Source organism: Streptomyces sp. a15, assembly GCF_059026085.1.
Genome location: NZ_JBWLKM010000016.1, coordinates 63,008 through 87,187, shown reverse-complemented (window position 1 = coordinate 87,187; position 24,180 = coordinate 63,008). Strand labels below are relative to the sequence as shown.

Annotated in this window: 14 protein-coding genes and 1 pseudogene; 2 read left to right on the top strand and 13 right to left on the bottom strand. The window is 69.9% G+C overall.

Translation table 11 applies throughout. The annotated features are described in order from the left end of the window. Positions 1-138: 138 nt before the first annotated feature. Positions 139-3,033, bottom strand: coding sequence for a vitamin B12-dependent ribonucleotide reductase (locus tag AC5P09_RS18925; protein WP_345568957.1), 2,895 nt, complete (start codon positions 3,031-3,033; stop codon positions 139-141). A gap of 163 nt (positions 3,034-3,196) precedes the next feature. Next, a complete protein-coding gene (gene nrdR / locus AC5P09_RS18920; protein WP_493875005.1) occupies positions 3,197-3,757 on the bottom strand; it encodes a transcriptional regulator NrdR in 561 nt (186 codons plus the stop codon). Positions 3,758-4,320: 563 nt separating this feature from the next. Between nrdR and lexA the strand changes: the two genes are divergently transcribed. Beyond that, the gene (lexA, locus tag AC5P09_RS18915; RefSeq protein ID WP_266432931.1) at positions 4,321-5,100 is read left to right on the top strand and encodes a transcriptional repressor LexA; all 780 of its coding nucleotides are present in this window, start codon (positions 4,321-4,323) and stop codon (positions 5,098-5,100) included. Positions 5,101-5,253: 153 nt separating this feature from the next. Here the strand turns inward: lexA and AC5P09_RS18910 are convergent, their stop codons facing one another. The 5 genes from AC5P09_RS18910 to AC5P09_RS18890 all read right to left on the bottom strand — a co-directional run bounded on the left by AC5P09_RS18910 (position 5,254) and on the right by AC5P09_RS18890 (position 13,763). Continuing rightward, on the bottom strand, positions 5,254-7,242 hold the full coding sequence (locus AC5P09_RS18910; RefSeq protein ID WP_493875004.1) for an ATP-dependent DNA helicase: 1,989 nt from the start codon (positions 7,240-7,242) through the stop codon (positions 5,254-5,256). A 354-nt stretch (positions 7,243-7,596) separates the two neighbouring features. Then, positions 7,597-8,373 (bottom strand): GNAT family N-acetyltransferase, encoded by a 777-nt coding sequence (locus AC5P09_RS18905; protein ID WP_493875003.1) that lies wholly within the window; start codon positions 8,371-8,373, stop codon positions 7,597-7,599. Between the two features lie 33 nt (positions 8,374-8,406). Beyond that, entirely contained in the window at positions 8,407-10,377 is a 1,971-nt protein-coding gene (locus tag AC5P09_RS18900) for an IucA/IucC family protein (protein ID WP_493875061.1), read from the bottom strand. 557 nt (positions 10,378-10,934) lie between these two features. Beyond that, positions 10,935-12,590: an aminotransferase class III-fold pyridoxal phosphate-dependent enzyme gene (locus tag AC5P09_RS18895; protein WP_493875002.1), complete on the bottom strand. Its 1,656-nt coding sequence runs from the start codon at positions 12,588-12,590 to the stop codon at positions 10,935-10,937. A gap of 768 nt (positions 12,591-13,358) precedes the next feature. Continuing rightward, on the bottom strand, positions 13,359-13,763 hold the full coding sequence (locus AC5P09_RS18890) for a MerR family transcriptional regulator (protein ID WP_493875001.1): 405 nt from the start codon (positions 13,761-13,763) through the stop codon (positions 13,359-13,361). Between the two features lie 455 nt (positions 13,764-14,218). Between AC5P09_RS18890 and AC5P09_RS18885 the strand changes: the two are divergent. Further along, a pseudogene (locus tag AC5P09_RS18885) lies at positions 14,219-15,764 on the top strand (SulP family inorganic anion transporter). 80 nt (positions 15,765-15,844) lie between these two features. Here AC5P09_RS18885 and AC5P09_RS18880 read toward each other — a convergent pair. From AC5P09_RS18880 to AC5P09_RS18855, 6 genes are all read right to left on the bottom strand, one after another. After that, on the bottom strand, positions 15,845-16,510 hold the full coding sequence (locus AC5P09_RS18880; protein WP_493875000.1) for a class I SAM-dependent methyltransferase: 666 nt from the start codon (positions 16,508-16,510) through the stop codon (positions 15,845-15,847). Positions 16,511-16,763: 253 nt separating this feature from the next. Continuing rightward, the gene (locus AC5P09_RS18875; protein ID WP_493874999.1) at positions 16,764-18,527 is read right to left on the bottom strand and encodes a thiamine pyrophosphate-dependent enzyme; all 1,764 of its coding nucleotides are present in this window, start codon (positions 18,525-18,527) and stop codon (positions 16,764-16,766) included. Next, on the bottom strand, positions 18,524-19,801 hold the full coding sequence (locus AC5P09_RS18870; RefSeq protein ID WP_493874998.1) for a cation:proton antiporter: 1,278 nt from the start codon (positions 19,799-19,801) through the stop codon (positions 18,524-18,526). Before AC5P09_RS18870 ends, AC5P09_RS18875 begins: the two co-directional genes overlap by 4 nt. Before the next feature lie 13 nt (positions 19,802-19,814). Continuing rightward, positions 19,815-21,215: a cytochrome P450 gene (locus AC5P09_RS18865; protein WP_493874997.1), complete on the bottom strand. Its 1,401-nt coding sequence runs from the start codon at positions 21,213-21,215 to the stop codon at positions 19,815-19,817. Then, positions 21,212-22,357, bottom strand: a complete 1,146-nt coding sequence (locus AC5P09_RS18860) for an alpha-hydroxy acid oxidase (RefSeq protein ID WP_493874996.1) — start codon at positions 22,355-22,357, stop codon at positions 21,212-21,214. Before AC5P09_RS18860 ends, AC5P09_RS18865 begins: the two co-directional genes overlap by 4 nt. Next, positions 22,354-23,946, bottom strand: a complete 1,593-nt coding sequence (locus AC5P09_RS18855; protein WP_493874995.1) for an NAD(P)-binding domain-containing protein — start codon at positions 23,944-23,946, stop codon at positions 22,354-22,356. Before AC5P09_RS18855 ends, AC5P09_RS18860 begins: the two co-directional genes overlap by 4 nt. Between the last annotated feature and the right edge of the window lie 234 nt (positions 23,947-24,180).

The window sequence follows — 24,180 nt, the reverse complement described above, 5'->3', positions numbered from 1 at the left end:
CTTGAGCGGCTGATGTCTCCCCAGGGAAGGCCGCTACGCGGGAGGGGCGTCAGCGCGAGGCTGACGCCCCTCTCATCAGGGACTACTTGTCAGGTGAGCGTTTGCCGGGTGTTGCCCTCGACGCAGTTCCGCCCAGTGTCAGCTGCAACCGCTGGTCGAGCCGCACCCCTCGCAGATGTAGCAGGACCCGGCTCGCTGCATCTTCGTACCGCAGGAGAAGCACAGCGGGGCGTCGGCCTGGATGCCCAGCTGCATCTCCACCAGCTCGGCGCTGGTGTGGGCCTGCTGCGGGGCGGGCTTGGCCACCTCGACCTCGGCCTTCGGCGTGGCGACGGCCTTCAGCTCCTGGGCACGCGGTGCCGACTGGGCCAGGCCCTCGACGTCCATCTCGTCGTCGGACGGCTCGTACGAACCCGTCTCCAGGTGGCGCTGGCGCTCCTCGGCGGAGTGGATGCCGAGCGCGGAGCGCGTCTCGAAGGGCAGGAAGTCGAGCGCCAGGCGGCGGAAGATGTAGTCGACGATCGACTGCGCCATCCGCACGTCCGGGTCGTCCGTCATGCCGGCGGGCTCAAAGCGCATGTTCGTGAACTTCGAGACGTACGTCTCCAGCGGCACGCCGTACTGGAGGCCGACGGAGACGGCGATCGAGAAAGCGTCCATCATGCCGGCGAGGGTCGAGCCCTGCTTCGACATCTTCAGGAAGACCTCGCCCAGGCCGTCGTCCGGGTAGGAGTTGGCCGTCATGTAGCCCTCGGCGCCGCCGACCGTGAAGGACGTGGTGATGCCGGGACGGCCCTTCGGGAGGCGCTTGCGGACGGGGCGGTACTCGACGATCTTCTCGACCGTCTCGCGGATGGTCGCCTCTGCCTTCTCCGTGACCTCGACCTTCTCCTTCTCCTTGGTCTTGGCGGAGAGCGGCTGGCCGACCTTGCAGTTGTCGCGGTAGATGGCGAGCGCCTTGACGCCCATCTTCCAGGCCTCGAAGTAGACCTCTTCGACGTCTTCGACGGTCGCCGACTCCGGCAGGTTGACCGTCTTGGAGAGTGCACCGGAGATCCACGGCTGGATCGCGGCCATCATGCGGACGTGGCCCATCGCGGAGATGGAGCGCTCGCCCATCGCGCAGTCGAAGACCTCGTAGTGCTCGTGCTTGAGGCCCGGGGCGTCGATCACATTGCCGTGGTCGGCGATGTGGGCGACGATCGCCTCGATCTGCTCCTCCTGGTAACCCAGGCGGCGCAGGGCCTGCGGGACGGTGCCGTTGACGATCTGCATCGAACCGCCGCCGACCAGCTTCTTGAACTTGACCAGGGCGAGGTCGGGCTCAAGACCCGTGGTGTCGCAGGACATCGCCAGACCGATGGTGCCGGTCGGGGCGATGACGGACGCCTGGGAGTTACGGAAACCGTTCTTCTCGCCGAGACGCAGCACGTCCTGCCAGGCCTCCGTGGCGGCGGCCCAGATCGGCGAGTCCAGGTCGTCCATGCGGACGGCCTTGGTGTTGGCGTCGGAGTGCTGCTTCATGACGCGCAGGTGCGGCTGGGCGTTGCGGGCGTAGCCGTCGTACGGGCCGACGACCGCGGCGAGTTCGGCGGAGCGCTTGTACGACGTGCCCGTCATCAGGGAGGTGATGGAGCCGGCGAGGGCGCGGCCGCCGTCGGAGTCGTACGCGTGGCCGGTCGCCATCAGCAGGGCGCCGAGGTTGGCGTAGCCGATGCCGAGCTGGCGGAAGGCGCGGGTGTTCTCGCCGATCTTCTGGGTCGGGAAGTCCGCGAAGCAGATGGAGATGTCCATCGCGGTGATGACGAGCTCGACGACCTTCGCGAAGCGCTCGACCTCGAAGGACTGGGTGCCCTTGCCGTCGTCCTTGAGGAACTTCATCAGGTTCAGCGAGGCGAGGTTGCAGGACGTGTTGTCCAGGTGCATGTACTCGCTGCACGGGTTGGAGCCGTTGATGCGGCCCGACTCCGGGCAGGTGTGCCAGGCGTTGATGGTGTCGTCGTACTGGATGCCGGGGTCGGCACAGGCCCAGGCCGCCTCGGCCATCTTGCGGAACAGGGTCTTGGCGTCGACCTCTTCGATGACCTCGCCGGTCATGCGGGCGCGCAGGCCGAACTTGCCGCCCTCCTCGACCGCCTTCATGAACTCGTCGTTCACCCGGACCGAGTTGTTGGCGTTCTGGTACTGGACGGACGTGATGTCGTCGCCACCCAGGTCCATGTCGAAGCCCGCGTCACGCAGGGCGCGGATCTTCACCTCTTCCTTCACCTTGGTCTCGATGAAGCCCTCGATGTCCGGGTGGTCGACGTCGAGGATGACCATCTTGGCGGCGCGACGGGTGGCGCCGCCCGACTTGATCGTTCCTGCCGAGGCGTCGGCGCCGCGCATGAAGGAGACCGGCCCGGAGGCGTTGCCGCCGGAGGAGAGCAGCTCCTTGGAGGAGCGGATGCGGGAGAGGTTCAGGCCGGCGCCGGAGCCGCCCTTGAAGATCATGCCCTCTTCCTTGTACCAGTCGAGGATCGACTCCATGGAGTCGTCGACGGACAAGATGAAGCAGGCCGAGACCTGCTGGGGCTGGGGCGTACCGACGTTGAACCAGACGGGGCTGTTGAAGCTGAAGATCTGGTGCAGGAGGGCGTACGCCAGCTCGTGCTCGAAGATCTCCGCGTCGGCGGGCGAGGAGAAGTACTTGTAGTCCTCGCCGGCCTTCCGGTACGTCTTCACGATGCGGTCGATGAGCTGCTTGAGGCTCACCTCGCGCTGCGGGGTGCCCACGGCACCGCGGAAGTACTTGCTGGTGACGATGTTGACCGCGTTCACCGACCAGAAGTCGGGGAACTCGACGCCACGCTGCTCGAAATTGACCGAGCCGTCGCGCCAGTTGGTCATGACGACGTCACGGCGCTCCCAGGACACCTCGTCGTACGGATGCACGCCGGGGGTGGTGTGGATGCGCTCGATGCGCAGCCCCTTGGTCGCCTTGGTGCCCTTGGCGCGGGAACTCCGTGCCGGACCGCTCGCCGTCTCTGTCATGCCGCCTCCCTGTACAGGCAAAAACGCCCTGAAATGCCACGATGTTCCCGTGGCACGGTGGTGTGTCTGGTGCTGCGGGCACCACTCGCTTGTCGCCCGCAGCAAGTCTTCGTCCGCCGCCGCCCGGCCGGCCCCGGGGCCTTCTCCCGGTTCCGGCCCGCCGTCAGTCGGCGGAATGCGCGGGCTCGGGGACCTGAGCAGTCCCCGTGGACCCGCGATCGTCTTCCTGGCTCCCCGCGACAGCATCTTCGCGGTCGTCGTCGTCCGCGGCGGGGTGTCCCGGCTGTTCCCTGAGTTCCGCGATGGCCGCCTCGAAGTCCTCGAGCGAGTCGAACGCCCGGTAGACGGAGGCGAATCGCAGATAGGCGACGAGATCGAGCTCCTGCAACGGGCCGAGTATGGCCAGCCCCACGTCGTGGGTGGTCAGCTCGGCGCTTCCGGTGGCGCGCACCGCTTCCTCGACCCGTTGGCCGAGTTGGGCGAGCGCGTCCTCGGTGACAGGCCGCCCCTGGCATGCCTTGCGCACGCCATTGATGACCTTGGTACGGCTGAAAGGCTCGGTGACTCCGGACCGCTTGACCACCATGAGTGAGCACGTCTCCACGGTCGTGAAACGACGGGAGCAGTCAGGACACTGGCGGCGCCTGCGGATCGACGTGCCGTCGTCGGTCGTACGACTGTCGACGACGCGGCTGTCGGGGTGCCTGCAGAAGGGGCAGTGCATAACTCCGAACCCTCCTCACAGCAGACTCAACAGCCTCAAGAGACCTCTCCTGCCCCTTGAAGCAGCCCCAAGCATAGGCGATGGCCGAGGGCTCGAAGACCCAGGGGACCACAACTTCTGGGCTGCTGCTGCAATCCAACCACTACATGTGGGGATTGGCCCATACATACACGCCGTACGCGCGTGTCCCGCGAGCATTGGCATGTGCCACGCGCCCGTACCGCAGCTCCGGTACACGGGCCGCACAGACGTACCGCTGCGACACATGCGGAGATACCGTGGGCGCCACAGGGAGGGCGCGTGGGGTTCCCGCGCAGATGGGGGCCCGTTCCCGGTCGGCGGGAAGGCGGATGGCAGACTGGGACGGCACCCACGAGGTCGCCACTCCGGCGGTGAAGAGTACAACAATGAGCGCTTATGTCTGCTGAGCGCCGCGTCAGCCATACACCCGGGCACAAGATCAAGTCAGGCTATTCGCACTTTTTCACTCGAACGTGTGTTTGGCGCAACCTTTCGAAAGCAACTACCGTTGTCCAGCAGGGAGACCATCGAGAGGGGCCGACGTGACCACCACCGCAGACAGTGCCACCATCACTGCCCAGGACCGCTCCCAGGGCCGACTCGAGCCGGTGCATGCGATGAACGAAGCCATGAATCCCGAGGGGCACAAGCGCTCCCTGCCGGGCCGACCTCCGGGCATCCGGGCGGACAGCTCGGGGCTCACCGACCGGCAGCGGCGGGTGATCGAGGTCATCCGGGACTCCGTGCAGCGGCGTGGCTACCCGCCGTCGATGCGGGAGATCGGCCAAGCGGTCGGTCTGTCCAGCACGTCGTCGGTCGCTCATCAGCTGATGGCCCTGGAGCGCAAGGGCTTCCTGCGCCGCGACCCGCACCGCCCGCGCGCCTACGAGGTGCGCGGATCCGACCAGGCATCCTCGGCGCAGCCCACCGACACCGCAGGCAAGCCGGCCGCGTCGTACGTCCCGCTGGTCGGCCGCATCGCCGCAGGTGGCCCGATCCTCGCGGAGGAGTCGGTCGAGGACGTCTTCCCTCTCCCCCGCCAGCTGGTCGGCGACGGTGAGTTGTTCGTCCTCAAGGTCGTCGGCGACTCGATGATCGAGGCCGCGATCTGCGACGGAGACTGGGTCACGGTTCGCCGTCAGCCGGTCGCCGAGAACGGTGACATCGTCGCCGCGATGCTCGACGGCGAGGCGACCGTCAAGCGCTTCAAGCGCGAGGACGGCCATGTCTGGCTCCTCCCGCACAACTCCGCCTACGAGCCGATTCCCGGCGACGACGCGACCATCCTCGGCAAGGTGGTGGCAGTGCTGCGGCGCGTGTGACGGCTGCGGCGGCCGGCTCGTAGAGCCGGCCCCCTGACCGGGCCCCGGGACCCCTGCGCCGGTTCCGGGGCCCTGCGCTGTGCGATCCCTGGTGACGCGGGGACTTTGATCGGGCGTTGGCCTGTCCCTGCGAGGGGACAGGCCAACGCCCGATCACTCTGCCGTGGCTTCCGCTTCCGCCTTCTTCGCCGCCGCATCGATCGCGGCCAGCGACCTCCGGACCTGATTTCGGTCCGTCGTGTACCAGAAGTCGGGCAACGAAGCCTTCAGATAGCTCCCGTACCGGGCCGTCGCCAGACGCTGGTCCAGTACGGCGACAACACCGCGGTCCCCCGAAGCCCGTACGAGGCGACCGGCGCCCTGGGCCATGAGCAGCGCCGCGTGGGTGGCGGCGACCGCCATAAAGCCGTTCCCGCCCGCGTCCTCCACCGCCTTCTGGCGGGCGCTCATCAGCGGATCGTCCGGCCTCGGGAACGGGATCTTGTCCATGACGACCAGCTGACAGCTGGGGCCCGGGACGTCGACGCCCTGCCAGAGCGACAGCGTGCCGAAGAGGCATGTCTTGGGATCGGCCGCGAAATTCTTGATCAGTTCGCCGAGTGTCTCCTCGCCCTGGAGGAGGATGGGGAACGCGGGGATGCGGGAGCGCAGCTCCTCCGCGGCCAGCTGAGCCGCCCTCATCGAGGAGAACAGCCCCAGAGTGCGACCGCCGGCCGACTGGATCAGCTCGGTGAGTTCGTCGAGCATGTCCGTGCGGTCGCCGTCCCGCGCCGGGCGGGCCAGGTGCTTCGCGACGTACAGGATGCCCTGCTTGGGGTAGTCGAAGGGCGAGCCGACATCGATGCCCTTCCACTGCGGGACGTCCTCGCCCTCCGTGCCCTCGGGGGCGAGGCCCAGGGACGCACCGACGCCGTTGAAGTCACCCCCCAGCTTCAGGGTCGCGGACGTCAGGACCACCGAACGGTCGGCGAAGAGCTTCTCCCTCAGCAGGCCCGAGACCGACATCGGGGCCACGCGCAGAGAAGCGCCGAAGCGATCGTGACGCTCGTACCAGACGACGTCCCACTCCGAGCCGTTCGTGATCCGCTCCGCCACGTCGTGCACGCTCTCCACCGAGGCCAGCGCCTGCTTGCGGACCGCGTCCTCGTCCTGGACGGACTTGTCGCGGGTGGCGCCGATCCCGGAGATCACAGTGCGGCAAGCGTCACGGAGGGCCATCAGCGCGTAGCCGAGGTCCTCCGGGATCTCCTCCAGGCGGCCGGGGAGGGCGAGTTCCATCAGCCGCTCGAAGCCCTCGGCGGCGGTCTGGAGCTGATCGGCGGCCTTCTCGTTGACGAGCTTGGCCGCGCGGCGCACCGCGCGGTTGACCTGGCCCGGGGTGAGCTCACCGGTGGCGACTCCGGTGACCCGGGAGACCAGTTCGTGCGCCTCGTCGACGATCAGCACCTCGTGCTGCGGGAGGACCGGGGCGCCCTCGATGGCGTCGATGGCGAGCAGCGCGTGGTTGGTGACGACGACCTCGGAGAGCTTGGCGCGCTCGCGGGCCATCTCGGCGAAGCACTCGGCACCGTAGGCGCACTTCGAGGCCCCCAGGCATTCCCGTGAGGAAACCGAGATCTGGGACCAGGCGCGGTCGGAGACGCCGGGTGTGAGGTCGTCGCGGTCGCCGGTCTCGGTCTCGTCCGCCCAGTCACGCATGCGCAGCAGGTCCTGGCCCAGTTTGCTGGTGGGCGCGGCCGCCTCGAACTGGTCGAAGAGGCCCTCTTCCTCGTCCTGCGGGACGCCCTCGTGGAGCCGGTGCAGACACAGGTAGTTCGATCTGCCCTTGAGCATCGCGAACTCCGGGCGGCGGCGCAGCAGCGGGTGCAGTGCATCGACCGTGCGCGGCAGGTCTCGCTCCACGAGCTGACGCTGCAGGGCGAGAGTGGCGGTCGCCACGACCACGCGCTCCCCGTGCGCGAGCGCGGGCACGAGGTAGCCCAGCGACTTTCCGGTGCCGGTGCCGGCCTGCACCAGGAGATGGGAGCTGTCGTCGATCGCGCCCGCGACGGCTTCGGCCATGGTCACCTGGCCTGGGCGCTCCGTGCCGCCGACGGCAGTGACGGCAGCATGCAGGAGTTCGGGGAGTGAGGGCTTCGTCATAGCGCGACCACCCTACGGCGCGGCACTGACAAATGGGCGATCAAGGCGGTGGTGAGGGGCGGGATCAAGACCGAGTGCTGCTCAGGCGTGGATCGGATCGCTTCGGTCGGGTCCGGGGCAGGCACGTTCGGGTTCGCGGTGGCTCGTTTGATGGCCTGGATCACTTCGGTTCTGTTCGATGGCGGCGTGGTGGCGTCAAGGGCTGGGCTCGGCGCTGGTGGAAATCGGCTGGGCTACGGCGCTCGCCGGACACGGATACGGCGAATGTCGGCTCGGCTGGAAATCCGTGTGGCGCGAGTGGGAACCGGATCGGCGCGGGCGGTGTACCAAAAGTGATGACGCTGCGACGTGGCGTTACAACACATGGCGCAGGTGCCGGTCTCGGATCATGAGGGCGGCCTGCTTGGTGAGCAGGTCGACCTCGGCGGCGAAGCCGAATCCTGCACTCAGAAAGGCGGCGATGGAGGCGATGTTGCGAAGGTCGGGTTCCGCGACCACGCGGGTACAGGAGAACCGCTTGTCGAGCACCAGATCGGCGACGGCTCGCAAGAGCGTGCTGCCGAGCCCTCGCCCACGGTCGGCGGCACCGCCCATAAGAAGGTGGATGCCGGTGTCGTGAGGTCGAGCGGGATAGTGGCGTGCCAGCGGATCGAGGTCTGCCCGGTAGATCTCCCAGTAGCTCATCGGTGTGTCCTCCAGCACCCCGAGGCACGGAACGCTGCGTCCGTCGCCGACGAGTTGGGCGAGCAGGTGGTCCTCCGTGACGGACCGGGGTCCGGCCAGCTCCCAGAACTCTGCGACGGCGGGGTCGTTCATCCAGCGGCTGACAAGCGACAGGTCCCGCTCGATGCGTACGGGAACCAGATGGAACACGCCCGCAGGGGTCGCGGTCGGCCCCCAGTCCGCAACCTGGTCGATCAGATCGTCGCCTGCTGGTGGGGCGCCGGCGGGCGGTGCCATATCCGCGGGCTGGTCCCGGACCGGGTTGTCGCCGGTCCTCTCATTCTCCTTCTCGAGGAGTGCGATGAGTTCATCGGGCAGGCGCAGCTCCAGCGTGTCCTCGCTGTCCGGGCTCACGGCGTCATGTTCCTCGCGGGAAAGGGGTTGGCGGCGGTCACGCGTGTCGGTCATGAATGAAAGTCGTCGGCGTTGGTCAGGCGGCGGTCAGCAATGAAGGGGGTTCGTGATGGTGACGTAGACGGACTGGGTGTCCACTGGGCCGACGAGTTCGTCGAGGCCGTGGAGGCGGGTCAGAAGGTTGGCCTTGCAGCGTAGGACCGGTGAGTCGAGCAGGCGGGTGGGCAGTGTGGTGCGCAGTCGAGCGGGCCCCGAGGCAACATCGGCGAGGAAGCCACGGAAGGCGGCGAGCAGAAGCCGCTCGTCGGCGAGGCGCTGAGAGCCGAACGCTCCGATGAGACCGAGGACGTTGTTGATCGCGAGGTAGTACGCGAATCGTTCGTCGGTCACCTCGTCGGAGACGAAGGTGTCGCTGTGCTCGCCGATGCCGGGCAGCCGGGCATCGAGTTCCGCGCGCCGGGACTCGCGGAAGTAGTAGCCCTGGTTGTCGCGGTAGCGACCGCCGGCGGGCCAGCCGCCACCGTCCAGCAGGAGCAATGTGTTCTGCTGGTGTGCCTCCAGGGCGATTCCCGCTTCCGCGTCCAGCCACAGCACCGGGCGTACGACCTGTTCGAGGTAGCGCAGGAACCACTCGGCGGCGACGGCGCCACGGGGACGGCCGGTCCGGTCGGCGAGGCGTGTGACCACCTCGGCCAGCCGGGACCGCAAGGCCGGCCGGTCGAGGTGCCGATGGCCGTCGGCGGCGCCTGGTGGGACGTGGGGTCGGGGCGAGACGAGTCCGGCGATGCAGGAGACATCGTCCTCGGGGCTGAACGGGTTGTGCCGGATCATCACGTCGAGCCCGGGCACGGCGTTTCCGTCCGGCCCGTCGACGGCGATCCAGGCGGGATCGCGGACGATGTCGAATCCCGGGTGGGCTGCCTGCCATTGCTTGGACACGCCGCTGCGGAGCAGCCGGTGGACCTCTACACCGCGGTGGAGTTCCTTGCGGAGGTTCTCTCGGCGGGAGTTGGTGATGCTCAGGCCCAGGGACAGCTTGAGCATGGCGGGGGCGCCGGACTGGTGGACGGTGCGAACGGAGGAGGTGGGGTGCCATGGGGAGCCGTGCGTGCCGAGGTCCTGGAGCAGTCCCGCGTCGAGCAGGGCCGTGGTCTCGGGGCGGTGCAGGATCTCGCGCAGCTGCCAGGGATGCAGAGGTAGAGCGGTGTGGCCGTCGGGCAGTGGGAGCCCGGCTCCTGCGAGCCGTGCGGTGAGCTGGGGCGCGGAAATCGGGCGGCCTCGTTCGGTCCAGGCCGAGTCGGTGGCCAGTACGGAGGGAGCTACAGCCAACCAGTGCAGCGGGAAGGAACCGCGCACCTCCGGCGAGTACAGCCGTGCTTCGGCTTCGGAGAGACCCTCGCGGCTCTTCGGGGTCGGGTGCAACGGATGTCCGAGCACGAGGGCCTGTTCGGCGGCGAGAAAGAGGTCGGGGGCGTCGGCAGGGTGTTTCCGTCGCTCGGTGACGAAGGCGGCGGTTCGGCGAACGGAGTCGGCCACGCGTGCGACGAGATCAACACCGGCACCGGCCGGGGCGAGAGCGGGGGGTGCCTGGGGAGAAGCGTGGGTCGGGAGGACTTCAGCGCCGGCATCGGAGGTGACTGTGCTGGTCACGGGGACGTGAGCGTCGGTCTCCGAGGTAGTCGTCTCTGCGCTGGAGGCAGTTGTTGCGGCCTCGGAGGCGGCCTCAGTGGTTCCGGGAGGGGCTTGGCCCGGTGCTGGCGAGGCCGTGGTGGGGCCCGGGCGCGTCGACTCGGTCGGCTGAGCCGACAGGGCGGCGGTGGGCTCTGCCGAGTCCACAGTGTGCGGCGTCTGCTGGATGGCGGTCTGAGTGGGCCTGTCGGTGGGGTTTCCTCCGCTGGACGTCTCGCGCGTGAGCAGGGCGGCGACCGTGATCGCGTCGGCCGGTGGAGCGTCATCGGGGGCGTAGGCGAGGAACGGGAGGCCGAAGCGGTGCCAGCCTGTCGGAGACCAGTAGTGGACGGAAGCGAGGAGAGCTGTGCCGCTGGCGGGAAGGGGGATGCAGAGGGTGCCGTTGTCGGGTGCGGGGAGGTTGGTTTCGCGTACCCAGCAGCGCAACAGGTTTTCCACGGCCGCGGCCTCAGCCACCGTGTGCGGATCGGCATGCTCCAGGAGGTCGGTGGCACCGCCGCGTAGCCACGCGGTCTCGGGGCTGCGCCCTACCTGTGTCGGAACCTCTTCCGCCGGCACCGCGGTCGCTCCGCTTCCCTCCACCGAGGCCTCCCGCCACTGGTGGGCGGTCCGTGTGGTGGTTGGCGCCGGTTGTGGATGCGAGGAGTTCTGGCCGCCGGAGGAGCCGTCGGTGTGGGGGTGGGCACGGCCGCCGGGTGCGGAGGTGGTGTTCAAGGCAGTGCTCCTCGGGGTGGTTCTGGCTCGTGCGGCCGAGGTGAATCGGCTCCGTGGTGCGGTAAGGCGTGCGTCCGGCTGGGGTGTTCAGCAAGTCGTGTGACGGGGCTGGAGGTCAGAGATGTTCAGGGAGGATCTCGGCGGTGATGGGTGAGAGGAGGGTTCCTGTGTGGGCGTGTGGGCGTCAGAACTCGCGGGGCACGGCCACTGGGCTACCCCGCCCGCTCGGCGCGGTCGCCGGGTCGGCCGGGCTGTGGGTGCTGTGGGCGTCGTGGCTGCTGTGGTCGCTGTGGGTGCGTCTGCTCCCCCCGGGCCTGGTTCCGGGCCACTGCCTCCACCGCGTCGGCCAGTCGGTCCAGTACCGCTGTCGCTTGTTCGTCGGTGATCGTCAGGGGTGGGAGCAGCCGTACGACGCTCGTGTGACGGCCGCCCAGTTCGACGATCAGACCGCGGCACAGGCACTCCCGTTGGACGGCAGCAGCGAGGTGGGGGGCGGCAGGACGCGGGCTTCCAACAGGGCGACCGGCTCCGACACTCCCCAAGCCGGTCGACGGCACCCCACCACCAACGCGCCCCGCACCCGCTCCGGCACCCGCACCCGCACCCGCACCCGCACCCGCACCCGCACCCGCGAAGGTGCCCACACCACAACCATCGGAACCACCAAGGCTGACCTGAGCCCCGAGCGAGGCCCCACCTGCAGCCCGAGTCCCAACCACCGCCCCCAGTCCAGTCCCAGCCTCGGCCCGAGCGGTGCCGAAATCGCCCTCAGCCTCGACAAGTTCAAGCCCGACCATCAGACCCCGGCCCCGGACATCGCCGACGATGGAGAACTCCCGTGCAAGCGCCCGGAGTTGACTGAGCATGCGGGAGCCGAGCGTCCCGGCCCGCTCCGCGAGACTGTTTTCGCGGACGTAGCACAGCGTCGCCGCGCCCGCGGCCATGGCCAGTTGGTTGCCCGGGAACGTGTCCGCGGGGGTGCCGGGCTCCCCGGCGTCGAGGTCGTCCCGGTACACCAGGGCGGCCAGAGGCAGGCTGCCGCCGATGGCGTTGGAGAGGATCATCACGTCGGGTGTGACGCCGCTGTGGTCCACGGCCCAGAAAGCACCGGTGCGCCCGACGCCCGTCCGGATCTCGTCGGCGATCAGCGGGACGGACCGAGCGGCTGTGATCTTGCGCATGCGTCGCATCCACGCGTCGGGCGCGGGGAGCACACCGCCCTCGCTCTGGACGGGTTCGAGGATCATCCCGGCAGGCAGCGGCAGCCCCGACTTGGGGGCGTCAAGGACGGACTCGGCCCACCGGCCGGCGAGTTCGGCACCGCGCGCGCCCCCGACGCCGAAAGGACAGCGGTAGTCCTGGGGGTAGGGCAGGTGGGCGATCCGCGAGTCGACGGCGCCTCCGGGCGCTTCGAGCGCCCCGGTGATCGTGCCGTGGTGGGCGCCGGTGAAGGCGAGCATGCCGTCGCGTCCCGTCGCCGATCGGACGAGTTGGAACGCGGCCTGCACCGCGTCCGTGCCGGCCGGCCCGCAGAACCTGACCCGCGCGCGGTCGGCGAGCCCGGGCGGCAGGGTGCGGAACAGTTCGGTGACGAAGGCGTCTTTGACGGGGGTCGCGAGGTCGACGGCGTGCAGCGGGGCACCCGAGTCGAGGACCTTGCGGATCGCTTCCAGGACGACGGGGTGGTTGTGGCCGAGTACCAGGGTCCCCGCGCCCGAGAGACAGTCCAGGTAGCGGCGGCCGTCCGCGCCCTCGATGGTCAGCCCACGTGCTCGCACCGGCACGATCGGCAGGGCGCGGGCGTAGGTACGCGCCGTCGACTCGCGCAGCGACTGTCGCCGCAGAATCCCCTCGTGCACAAAGTGCACCCCCTCGGATGCCTCCTCGGCAGCATGGGTCTCGGCAGCCCCCTCAAGCCCATCCGCATCCGCATCCGCACCAGCCTGGCCAAGCCCGGTCACCACGGCCTCCCAGTCCCGACCCCGGCCGCTTCTCCCAGCACAATCCCGGCGGTGTCTCCAGCGGACGCTGTGATCCCTACAGCTTTGACCACAAGTCCGACCACAGCGGCACCCCCTTCACACGCAGCCCTCGCCGCCACCCCAACCGCACGCCTCTTCACAGCCACGGCTCCCTGTTCTCCCGCAGTCCAAGGGCAGGCCGTTCCCGACGTCCTCGCCCGACCCGACATACGAAACCCCGCGAGCGTTCACTCGAAGACTCTCGAAAACTCACGGGATTTGGGCACGAGGGGCCGGGCCGACAGGCCGACCGGAGCGACCACCGGCGACAAGGCCCCGTCGCTACCAACCTCGGACTGCTCAGCGGGTTACGGGTTGTCTCAAGATCGTTGCCATGGCGGAACCAGTCGTCTCTCGCGGCGACGGGTTGAGCGTTGCGGCAGAACAGCCGGCCGATCAGGCGGGCCGAGTCACCAGGCCGCTGACGCCTGCCTTCTCGCGCGCCGACTCACCGATCCACCAACGCCACAACGCGCCGACGCGCCAACGCGCCAACCAATTCGCCTCTCACCGCGAGCAGTTCGTCGCAGGTCAGCACCCGGGCCGTCACCCGGGCCTTCATCCGGGTCGCCACTCCGCAACCGCATCGACGCGCAGCGGCTTCAGTCGGCCGTGTCAGGGTGCGGATGCCGGGGTGAGGCGCGCCGCCAGCGTGGCCGCGAACTCCTCGGCACGGGCCAGCTGGGTGCGCAGATCCTCGACCCGCTGCTGTGCGGCCTGCTCGAAGCCCTGTATGCGCTTCAGCAGTTCCTCGCGCTCCCCGGGCAGCAGTTCCTCGCCCGAGTCCAGACGATCCGTGGCGTCGAGCAGGGCGCGCATCTCATCCAGGGTGAAGCCGAGCGGCTTCATACGGCGGATGACCATCAGGCGGGCCACGTCGGTCTCGGTGTAGAGGCGGAAGCCGCCCTGGGAGCGAGCGGAGGGGGTGACGAGGCCGGTGTCCTCGTAGTGCCGGATGGTGCGCAGCGACAGCTCGGTCCGTGCGGCGACCTCGCCGATCTGCATGTGCTCGCTGCTCACGCGGGGTGCCTTCCTCGTCCGTCGCTGTCTCTCGCCGTCGATCGCCACCTGCCGCCATCTGCCGCCGCCTGCCGCTGCGGCCGCGGACGACTGGCCACCGCCGATCTCTACCCTAACGTTAGGGTAGAGTTGCCCGGGCGTTGGGGCGGCCGCCTGCCGTGCCCGTTCCCCTGGTGCGGGATGCCGTCCCGTCACACTGAGCCGTGTCGGGGCCGACGAAGCCCCCGCCGAAGATCGATGTCCGCGGGAGAGAGCGTGCGCATGTCCGTGATGCCCGCCGCCGCCTTCCCGCCGTGACACTTCGCCCACTCGCAGCGCAAGATTCCCTTGCGGGTCGATTCGCTGCTGCCCACTGACTTCGGTCCGCTGCTTCGGTCCGCGACTTCGGTCCGCCGCTCATGGACCCCGTGGATCGCCGCCCCGGCCCTCCACACCTCCCTGCGCGCCCCGCCGTGATGCCGAGTGCCCCAGCACGACAGGTTCCCTCCGTCTTGTCATCCTCCGCACTCTTCCCGGCCGCATGGCTGCGTGGCTCCCGGCGTCCGTCCTGGCTCTCCGATGCCAAAGTGCTGCGCACCGAAGTGCTGGCCGGACTCGTGGTCGCGCTGGCGCTGATCCCGGAGGCGATCTCGTTCTCGATCATCGCCTGGGTCGAGCCGGCCATCGGTCTGTTCGCCTCGTTCGCCATGGCCGTGACGATCGCGATCGTCGGCGGCCGACCGGCCATGATCTCCGCGGCCACCGGCGCGGTCGCCCTGGTCATCGCCCCGCTGAACCGAGAGCACGGCTTCGGCTACCTGGTCGCGGCCGTCATCCTCGCCGGTGTGTTCCAGATCGTCCTCGGCGCACTCGGAGTCGCGAAGCTGATGCGGTTCGTCCCGCGCAGCGTGATGGTCGGCTTCGTCAACTCCCTCGCTGTGCTGATCTTCATGGCGCAGGTACCGGCAATGACGGATGTGCCCTGGCCCGTCTATCCGCTCATCGGCGCCGGGCTGGCGCTGATGGTGTTCTTCCCGAAGGTCACCACGGTGATCCCGGCGCCGCTGGTGTCGATCGTCATCCTCACCGTCCTCACGGTCGCGGCCGGCATCGCGGTGCCGACCGTGGGAGACAAGGGCGACCTGCCCTCCGCGCTGCCGGTGCCGGTCCCGCCGGACGTGCCCTTCACCCTGGACACGCTCACCACTGTTGCCCCGTACGCGCTGGCGATGGCCCTGGTCGGCCTGATGGAGTCGCTGATGACCGCGAAGCTGGTCGACGACATCACCCACACCCACTCCTCCAAGACCCGTGAGTCGGTCGGGCAGGGCGTCGCCAACATCGTCACCGGCTTCTTCGGCGGCATGGGCGGATCCGCCATGATCGGCCAGACGATGATCAACGTCCGGGTCTCGGGCGCCCGCACCCGGCTGTCGACGTTCCTGGCCGGGGCGTTCCTGATGGTGCTGTGCATCGTCTTCGGGCCGGTCGTCTCCGACATCCCCATGGCCACGCTGGTCGCGGTGATGGTCATGGTGGTCGGTGGCCACCTTCGACTGGCACTCCATCGCGCTGAAGACGCTCAAGCGGATGCCCGCCGGGGAGATCAGCGTCATGGCGATCACCGTCGCGTGCGTCGTCGCCACCCACAACCTCGCCATCGGCGTGGTCGTCGGCTCGATCACGGCGATGGTCATCTTCGCCAAGCGCGTCGCCCACCTCGCCGAGGTCACCGCCGTCACCGACCCCGACGGCACCACCGTCGTCTACCGGGTCACGGGCGAGCTGTTCTTCGCCTCCTCCAACAACCTCGTCGGCCGGTTCGACTACGCCGACGACCCCGACAGGGTCGTCGTCGACCTGTCCGCCGCCCACATATGGGACGCCTCCTCGGTCGCCGCCCTGGACGCCATCGAGACCAAGTACGCCCAGCGCGGCAAGACCGTCGAGATCATCGGGCTGAACGAGCCCAGCGCCCGGATCCACAAGACACTCAGCGGCGAGCTCACCGGCGGCCACTGACCGGCGTACGCGCGCATCCGACAGCCGCGCCGACATCAGTCTCCGCAGCCTCCCGTCGGCGACGGACGTCTGCTGGCTGTTCACCCGGGCAGGGTCTGGGTGACGCGCCACAGGCGGCGGGGCAGGTCGCCCTCCTCGAACGGGTGGACCTCATCCAGGGTCCAGCCCTCGGCGAGACTGTCGACCAGGTCGCGGGGGAAGAAGTGCACGGCGAAGCCGCCGTGCACGTAGATGTCATCTCCGTGTGCGGTGCCGGCGCCGTAGTGGGCGTCGCCGGTGTGCCGGACGGTGTAGACGAAGGTGCCGCCCGGACGCAGCACGCGCCGGATTTCGTCGGCCAGGGCGTGGATCTCCCCGGTGGACAGGGCCATGCACAGCAGCATGTGCGCGAAGACCGCGTCGACGGTGGCGTTGGGCATGGGCAGCGGCTCGCGCACGTCGTGCACCATGGTGCTGATCCGTTCGGCGACGTCCTGCTCGTGGGCGGCGTGCCGCAGTTGCCGGAGGCCGGTGGGGCTGAAGTCGGTGGCGTGGACGGTGAAGCCCTCGCGGGCGAAGTACAGAGCATCGCGGCCGTGTCCGGCTCCGAGCTCGAGCACCTTCCTGGCCCCAGCCGTACGGAAGACGTCGGCCGCGTGGACGGCGGCGGTGGAGGGCTGCTCGCCGTACATTCCGGGATGAGCGGCGTAGGTGCTCTGCCAGTGCGCGCGCTGTCCCTTGGCCAGCTCCTCTTCCTGGTCATCCATGCCGTGCGCCCTGCTTCCCGGCAACCGGTGCCTGCCGTCGCGACCAGCTTAGGCGCGGCGCATCACGCAGTACGGCCACCCGCCGGCCGTCGCCGTACGGCCACCCGCGCCGCCCTGTCATCGTACGGCCGGCCACCCGCCGCCCTGTCGCGGTAAGGCCACACCCCGGACTGTCCTCTCGGACGGCACGCGTGCTGGGTTCGTGGCGGCGGGCTCCTGATCTGTGGGGAAGCCTCGGTCTCTGTGGGAAGCCTCAGTCCCGGACCGAACTGGGGGAGCCTCCGAGCAGCAGCGGCCACGCGCTGGGCATCTCGGTCACCGGTACCTCGATCAGCGAGGGGCCCGGTTCGGTGAGGCATTCCTTGAGGGCTCCGGCGAGCCGTGCCGGGGTGTCGGCCCGGACGGCGGGGACTCCGAAGGACTCCGCAAGGCGCACGAAGTCAGGGCTGGTCAGGTCGCTGCCGATGAAGCGGCCCTCGAACTCGTCGGCCTGGATGCGCCGGACGTTGCCGTAGGCGTTGTCGTTGAAGACCACCGCGGTCACCCCGATGCCGTACTTGCGGGCGGTCGCCAGTTCCTGCATGTTCCAGCAGAACCCGCCGTCCCCGTTGACGGAGACGACCGCCCGGTCCGGGTTGCCCACCTTCACGCCCAGCGCCGAGGGATAGCCGTAGCCCAGGGTGCCCTGGTAGCCGGGGGTGAGGAAGGTTCCCGGATGGTGGACGGGGTAGCCGACGGCGGCCAGATAGCCCACCTGGGTCAGCTCGTTGACCAGGAAGCCGTCGTCCGGGATCGCCTCGCGCAGTGCGCGCACGTACGACCACTGCGGTTCGACGCTCTCGACCTTCCGTGCGCACCAGACGCGCACCTCGGCCAGTTCGCCGGGCGACCACCCGGGCTCCGGCCGTCCCGATCGGGGTGTCGCCGTCCGAGCGGGGACCAGCGCGGCCCGCAGGTCCTTGAGCGCTTCGCGGGCGTCGGCGCACAGTGCGAGGTCGGCCCGGCGGGGCGCGCCCAGGTCGGCCGGGTCCGCGTTGACCAGGGCGACGGTCGCGTCGGGGGCAGTCGGTACGGCCGTCCCGCGAGGGGTCAGGAAGCGGCTGCCGACGACCAGTACCGCGTCCGCCAAGGGCAGCAGCCGGGGTGCGGCAAGGCTGGAGAAGGCGAGTCCGTGGTGTGCCGGGACGGCGCCACCCGCATTGCGACTCATGACGACCGGGGCCGACAGTTCCTCGGCCAGGTCGATCAGCGCCGCGCCGGCCCGCGAGGCCAGCACTCCGCCGCCTGCGTAGAGCAGGGGCCGACGAGCAGCCCGTAACACCGCGGCGATCTCGGACAGGGCGTCCTGCTCCGGCCCCCCGAACGCACAAACGCGGCCCGACCGGCCGTCGTCCGGTGGCTGCCCGGCCCACTCCGGCCCGCCGGACGCACGGGGACGGCCCGTCCGGTCGCCGTCCGGTGCCTGCCCTTCCCGCTCCAGATCCACCTCCGCCCGCGCGGCCAGTACGTCTGCCGGAATCGTCAGAGCCACCGGCCTCGGGCGGCCGGACCGTGACTGTCGTATCGCCTCCCGTACGAGTCCGGGAATCCGAGCCGGCGTGTCGGCCCGCCCGGACCATTTGGTGAGCGAGGCCAGGACGCCGTCCTGGTCCGGCAGTTCGTGCAGCATGCCCAGACCCCGGCCGGCCAGCGGCGACGGGATGTCGGCCGCCACGCACAGCATCGGCGACGAGCAGGCGTAGCCCGTGGCCACGGCGGGCAGGGCGTTGAGCACCCCGGGGCCGGGAACCACCAGGCAGACGCCGGGCCGCCCGCTGGTGCGGGCGTACGCCTCGGCCATGTGAGCCGCGCCCTGCTCGTGGCGGGCAGCGATGTACTCGATCGGTCCTCCGGCGGCCCTGGCACGGGCCAGGGCGTCCAGTACGTGGTCGATCTGGACACCCGGCACGCCGAAGACATGGCGGACGCCCTCCCGCTCCAACTGGCCGACCAGCGCCTGTGCCCCGCTCAGCGTCATGTCACCGCCGCCTTCTCGCTCTGAGAGATCGTCTCGTCGGAAGTCCGCGCCCGGGCGGCGTCCCGGCGGTCCAGCAGGCTCAGCACCGGAACCGTCATGATCGTGGTGACCATGGCGACGAGGACCAGCGCGGTGAACAGTTCGTCGTTGACGATGCCGGCCGACAGCCCGATGTTGAGGGCGATCAGCTGCATCAGGCCGCGGGCGTTCATCAGGGCTCCGACCCGTACGGCCACCGGGCCGGGTTCGCCGCGCAGCCGGGCGGCGGCCCAGCAGCCGCCGAATTTGCCGGCCACCGCAAGGACGACCGCGGCCGCCCCGAAGGCCATCACGGACGGGTCGGAGAAGACGTCGAACCGGGTGTTGAGGCCGGAGTAGGTGAAGAACATCGGGACGAAGACGACCTGGGTCACGGACTGGGTGGTCCGTACGAGCCGTTCGGACGCCTCGGCGCGCGGCATGACCATCCCGACGCAGAACGCCCCGAACACGGCGTACAGGTCGATGATGTCGGTGAACCAGGCGGCGCAGAACAGCACGGCGACGGTGAACAGGAGCCGGGTGTCGTCGCCGAGGCCCGGCCGGTTCACGACCCATGCCAGCAGGCGGCGTCCCAGCAGGATTAGGACGGCCACGAACAGCAGGGAGCCGCCGACCGCCGTAAGGACGGGGCCCGCCTCGCCGGAGGCCGCGCTCAGCACCCCCGCGAGCAGGATCCAGGCGACGGCGTCGTCGGTGGCTCCGGAGGCCAGGGCGAGGGAACCGAACCGGGAGCCGGCCAGCCCCCGTTCGGTGATGATCCGGGCCAGCATCGGGAAGGCGGTGATCGCCAGGGCGACGCCGACGAACGCGGCCGTCACCCATACCGAGACCCCGTCGACGAAGATGCCGACGTGGCCCTGGGCCACCAGGGTCAGTCCCACGCCCAGCGCCAGCGGGACTCCGACCCCGGCCGAGGAGACGGCGACGGCCGTGCCGGCCAGCCCCCGCCCGGCGTGCGCCCGGAACTCGTATCCGGCGGCGAACATCAGGGTGACCAGACCGATCTGGCCGGCCACGTACAGGACCGGTTTCAGTTCCGGCGGGAAGATCTCGGCGGAGATCCCGGGGGCGAGCAGTCCGAACAGTGACGGGCCGAGCAGCACCCCGGCGATCATCTCGCCGACCACCGGCGGCTGGCCGAAGCGGCCCGCCACCAGGACGACCAGACGGCAGGTCAGCAGGATGACGACGGCTGCCAGGAAGAAGGCGGGAGCGAGCTCCACGGGAGTCATGGTCTCGTTCCTCTCAACGGCCGGCGGCGACGGAGGGCGCGGAACCGCCGGAGGAGGCGGCGAAGTAGGTGCGGCACAGCCCTTGGCGCCGGGCGTCCCAGACCATGTAGCTGCCGAGGACCAGTTGGGTGAGGCTGCGCGGGACCGTCGCCCAGCGGTCGGCCAGGCGCATCGCCGCGAGCCGGGTCCGCCGGCGGGCGGGGCTGAGGGACGCTCCGGTGCGCGGCACCAGCAGGCAGGGACCGCGGCTGGGCAGGGACCGGGTGTGCTCCGCCGAGGACTCCAGCAGGAAGCGGCGCAGCACCTCTTCGGCCGCGACCCGCATGGTGAGGACGGCGAAACCGCGGGCGGGGCAGGGGCGGTTGGCGGTGACCCCGAACGGGATGAAGGCGGACGGCCTGGTGTCCGGGTTCAGCCACCGGTCCGGGTCGAACCGCCCTCCCCCGGAGGAGCCGGTTCCCTGGTATTCGGGGTAGTTGAACAGCAGAACCGACCCGGCCGGGATGGGCTCGCGTCCCTCCCGGGGGATCTCCCCGGAGGTGATCCGGTGGGCCACGCCGAAGAGCGGGAAGTGCTGCAGCGTCTCGTTGATGACCCGGTCCAGGAAGTCCGGGTCCGCCTCGCCGGCCGACAGGCGGTCCTGCACCGGGCGGTGCGTGGCGAGGGCGAGCAGCAGATGGGCCATCGCCTCCGACATCTGTACCACGGCGGTGTTGAAGAACGTGCCCTGCAGGTAGTACGCCTGCTCCCGCCGCGAGAGCGAGGACGGCAGCGGCACGGGCGGCGGGTCGTGCACGAGCCGGTCCCGTAAGTGGGCGGTGAGCCGGGCACGCCGGTCCATGTGCCGCAGACCGGTGCACTTCAGGGCGGTGACCACGTCGTCCGCGTTGCCGGTGATCAGGTCCCGGACGTGACGCGGGCACGGTTCGCGGAAGACCACCTCGTAATAGACCTCGGCCCAGACCGGCATCATCAGGTCCCGAAGTCTGACTCGCTGCACGCGCGCGTGGCCGTCGAGTTCGTCGAGCACCCGCCGGGTGCAGCGGCCGACCAGCTCGGTCCACTGCGCCCGGGAGAGTCCGGCCAGGATCTGCCGGGTGGTCCTGGCCACGTCGTCGTAGCGCGGTCCGGGCTCCAGGTGCTCCTGGTGCACCTCCGGGCCGGGCGACAGCCAGTACCAGAACAGGTCGGAGAGTGCGGCGCCCCGGCTGCGGCCGTTCGCCGCCGGATGGCCGTAGACCTTCTTGAACTCCTCGGCGGGCACCTCCCGGCCGGGTGCCCGGACGCCCTCCTCGCCGCCCACCCGGGCGAAGATGCGTACCCGCAGCGCGATCACCGCCCTGGGCAGCCAGTACGGCAGCGTGGCCACCAGGACCACGACCGCGCCGGTGATCAGCCATCCGGTGGCGCTCATGCGACCACCCCGCCGAACCGGTGGTCCGACCCCGGAGCCAGGACGGGACCCGGCACGGGCCCCCATGCGGGCATCCGGACCAGATCGGGCGTCAGGTCGGCGAGACCGGACGCCCCGCACAGGGCCATGGTGTCGTCGAGCTCCTCGCGCAACAGATCCAGCAGCCGGCGTACGCCCTTCTCACCGCCCTCGGCCAGCGCCCACATCACGGGCCGGCCGATGCCCACCGCGGACGCGCCCAGCGCCAGGGCCTTCACCGCGTCGGTGCCGCGCCGGACCCCGCCGTCCAGCACCACCGGGACCCGGCCCGCCACCGCGGCGACGATCTCCGGCAGCAGCTCCAAGGTGGCGGGGACGGTGTCGAGTTGGCGGCCGCCGTGGTTGGAGAGCAGCAGCCCGTCGACGCCGTGCCGGACGGCGAGCCGGGCGTCCTCGGGGTGCAGCACGCCCTTGAGCAGGATGGGCAGGTCCGTCACGCCGCGCAGCCAGTCGATGTGCTCCCAGTTCAGCTCCGGGGACATGGCGACCTGCCGTACGTGTCCGCGCTCGCCGTCGCGCAGGTCCACCAGGTTCTCGCAGCGGAGTCCGGGCGGCAGGTCGTGGAAGCTGTTGCGCCGGTTGCGTTCGCCCGCGCCCAGCACCGGGGAGTCGACGGTGACTACGAGGGCGCCGCACCCGGCGTCGGTCGCCCTGCGCACCAGCGCCTCGGTGATCTCCAGGTCGGGCTGGATGTAGAGCTGGAACCACAGGGGTACGTCGTCGCCGACCGCGCGGACCGCGTCGGCGAGCTCGCCCACGGCCACCGTGGACGCCATGGAGACGATCATGATGGCTCCGGCGGCGGCAGCGGCCCGGGCCGTGGCCAGCTCCCCTTCCGGGTCGACCAGCTTGTGGAAGGCGGTCGGGGAGAGCAGGACCGGCAGGCTCGCGCGGCTGCCGAGCAGGGTGATGTCCAGCTCCCGTACGGCACTTCCGCGCAGCACCCGCGGCAGCAGCTGGAGGCGCCCGAACGCCGCCTCGTTGGCCCGTACGGTGATCTCGTCACGGGCCCCGCCGGCGATGAAGTCGGCGTACACCGGGTCGAGTGTGGCGCGCGCCGCGGTCTCGAAGTCGTGGACGGTGAACTGCTGCACGCCGCTCACCGCCCGGCGGGGCTCGGCCGGCGGTCCAGTTCCCGGGCGAAGAACTCGGCCAGCGGTGCGCGGTGGACCTCCGGGTGGTCCCACTCGTTCTCCAGGTTCTCGGCCATGTGATGCGTGCCGAGCAGCTCACCGCCCCGGAAGTGGCGGATCACGGGGTGCAGGTAGGCGGCGTCGAAGGCGGCGTCGACCGAGTTCTGGGCGGTGCGGCGCACGGTGATGTCGAAGGGGTCGACCTTGTCGTGGTCGGGGCCGTACTCGAGGGTGACGGCGAAGTAGTCGCCGCTGTCGGTGAGTCGGCTCTCGTGGGCATAGGCGACCGGCACCTCGTCGTGGTAGCGGGCCGGTTCGCCGGGCGGCATGACGATCAGGTCCCCGATCACGCCGAACTGCTGCCAGAGCGCGGAGGAGCGGTTGACCCGCTCCACGACGGCATCCGCCAGCGCGGGCGGGGACGCGTCCAGCTGCTGGTGCGGCCAGGGCCGGTCGTGATGACGCTCGTCGAGGATGCGGCTCAGGGCGCGTACGGCGTACCGGAAGCCGTGGATGAAGCCGCCGGTGGACTTCTTGAAGTCACGCTGCTGCATCAGGGTGCCGGCGAAGTACAGGCCAGGCACGCTCACCGACTCGTACGCCGGGGAGAGCGCGGCGAAGCGGTCGTTGATGACCAGCTCGGGCCGGCACTGCGGGTCGAACACCGAGGCGTCGAAGCGGAAACCGGTGCATACGACGACCCGGTCGTAGCGCAGTTCCTTCACGACCTCGTCGGCCCGGGAGAAGCTGAACCGGACGCGGTATCCGCCGTCGCCGGGGTCCTTCTCGATCGACAGCACGTTGCCGTCCAGCAGGGCGTTCTGCGATTTGAGTTGGTAGGTGTCGAGGAAGTTGTTGTTGACCGCGCGCAGATGGCCGACGTAGTGGGTGTTCCAGGCCATGCGGATGGAGTGCGGGCCGGCGACATGAATCACGGCCGCGGTCTCGACGAGGCTGTCCGCGGTCTCCAGGGCGGAGTTGCCCTTGCCGATGATCAGGACGCGCTGGTCGGTGAAGTCCTCGGGGTCCACGGATACGACGGAGTAGTCGTCGGCGGTCTCGATGCCGGGGATGTCCGGGGTGTTGGGCCGGCTCACCCCGGTCGCAATGACCAGGCGCCGGGCGTGGTGCTCCTGCCCGTGCTGGTCGGTGACGGTGAAGCCGTCGGCATCGCGCCGGATCCGCTCCGCTCTGGTGTCGTAGGCGATGTCCAGCTTGAACGCCTCGGCGAAGTCGGCGAGATAGCGCACCATGTCGTCGGCGTGCGGGAAGTACCGCTTGCTGTAGCGGGTGAAGAGCAGGTGGGGGTCCGGGGACAGCAGGGAGTTCCAGTCCATCCGGAGGTTCAGCTCGGGGTCGTCGGTGCCGTTGTACACCTTGTTGATGGAGATCAGCTTGCGGTGGCGGGGGAACGTGCGGAAGAAGGTGCCAGGTGCCTGGCCGCCCTCCAGAATCCGGTATCCGTGCCCGGCCGCCTGGAGTAACTGCCCGAGCTGCAGCCCGGCGGGGCCGGCGCCGACCACGAGGTAGTCGAGGGGCTCGGTGCGTGTGGAGTTCACGGATCTCTCCTTCTGCTCCGGGCGATGGGCGTTGGCATGCCCGGAGACCGGTGGGGGGTGGGGCAGAGGGAGGCGCGATGGCGTGGTGGTGCGCTACGGCAGGGCGCCGCCCCGTGCAGCAAGAATCGAGAGCCGCGTTCCGTCAGGCCGGCATCGGCCGGAACGAGGTGATACGGCTCCTCGGAGCAGCCGTGCTTCGCAGGTGCGGGAGAGTGTTTCGGGGGATGGCAAGGG

Bases quoted from the DNA above. Each gene is read 5' to 3' on its own strand.
- nrdR (WP_493875005.1), bottom strand. From the start codon at position 3,757: ATGCACTGCCCCTTCTGCAGGCACCCCGACAGCCGCGTCGTCGACAGT.
- AC5P09_RS18910 (WP_493875004.1), bottom strand. From the start codon at position 7,242: ATGACGAAGCCCTCACTCCCCGAACTCCTGCATGCTGCCGTCACTGCC.
- AC5P09_RS18865 (WP_493874997.1), bottom strand. From the start codon at position 21,215: ATGAGCGCCACCGGATGGCTGATCACCGGCGCGGTCGTGGTCCTGGTG.
- AC5P09_RS18880 (WP_493875000.1), bottom strand. From the start codon at position 16,510: ATGGATGACCAGGAAGAGGAGCTGGCCAAGGGACAGCGCGCGCACTGG.
- AC5P09_RS18925 (WP_345568957.1), bottom strand. From the start codon at position 3,033: ATGACAGAGACGGCGAGCGGTCCGGCACGGAGTTCCCGCGCCAAGGGC.
- AC5P09_RS18875 (WP_493874999.1), bottom strand. From the start codon at position 18,527: ATGACGCTGAGCGGGGCACAGGCGCTGGTCGGCCAGTTGGAGCGGGAG.
- AC5P09_RS18870 (WP_493874998.1), bottom strand. From the start codon at position 19,801: ATGACTCCCGTGGAGCTCGCTCCCGCCTTCTTCCTGGCAGCCGTCGTC.
- AC5P09_RS18905 (WP_493875003.1), bottom strand. From the start codon at position 8,373: ATGACCGACACGCGTGACCGCCGCCAACCCCTTTCCCGCGAGGAACAT.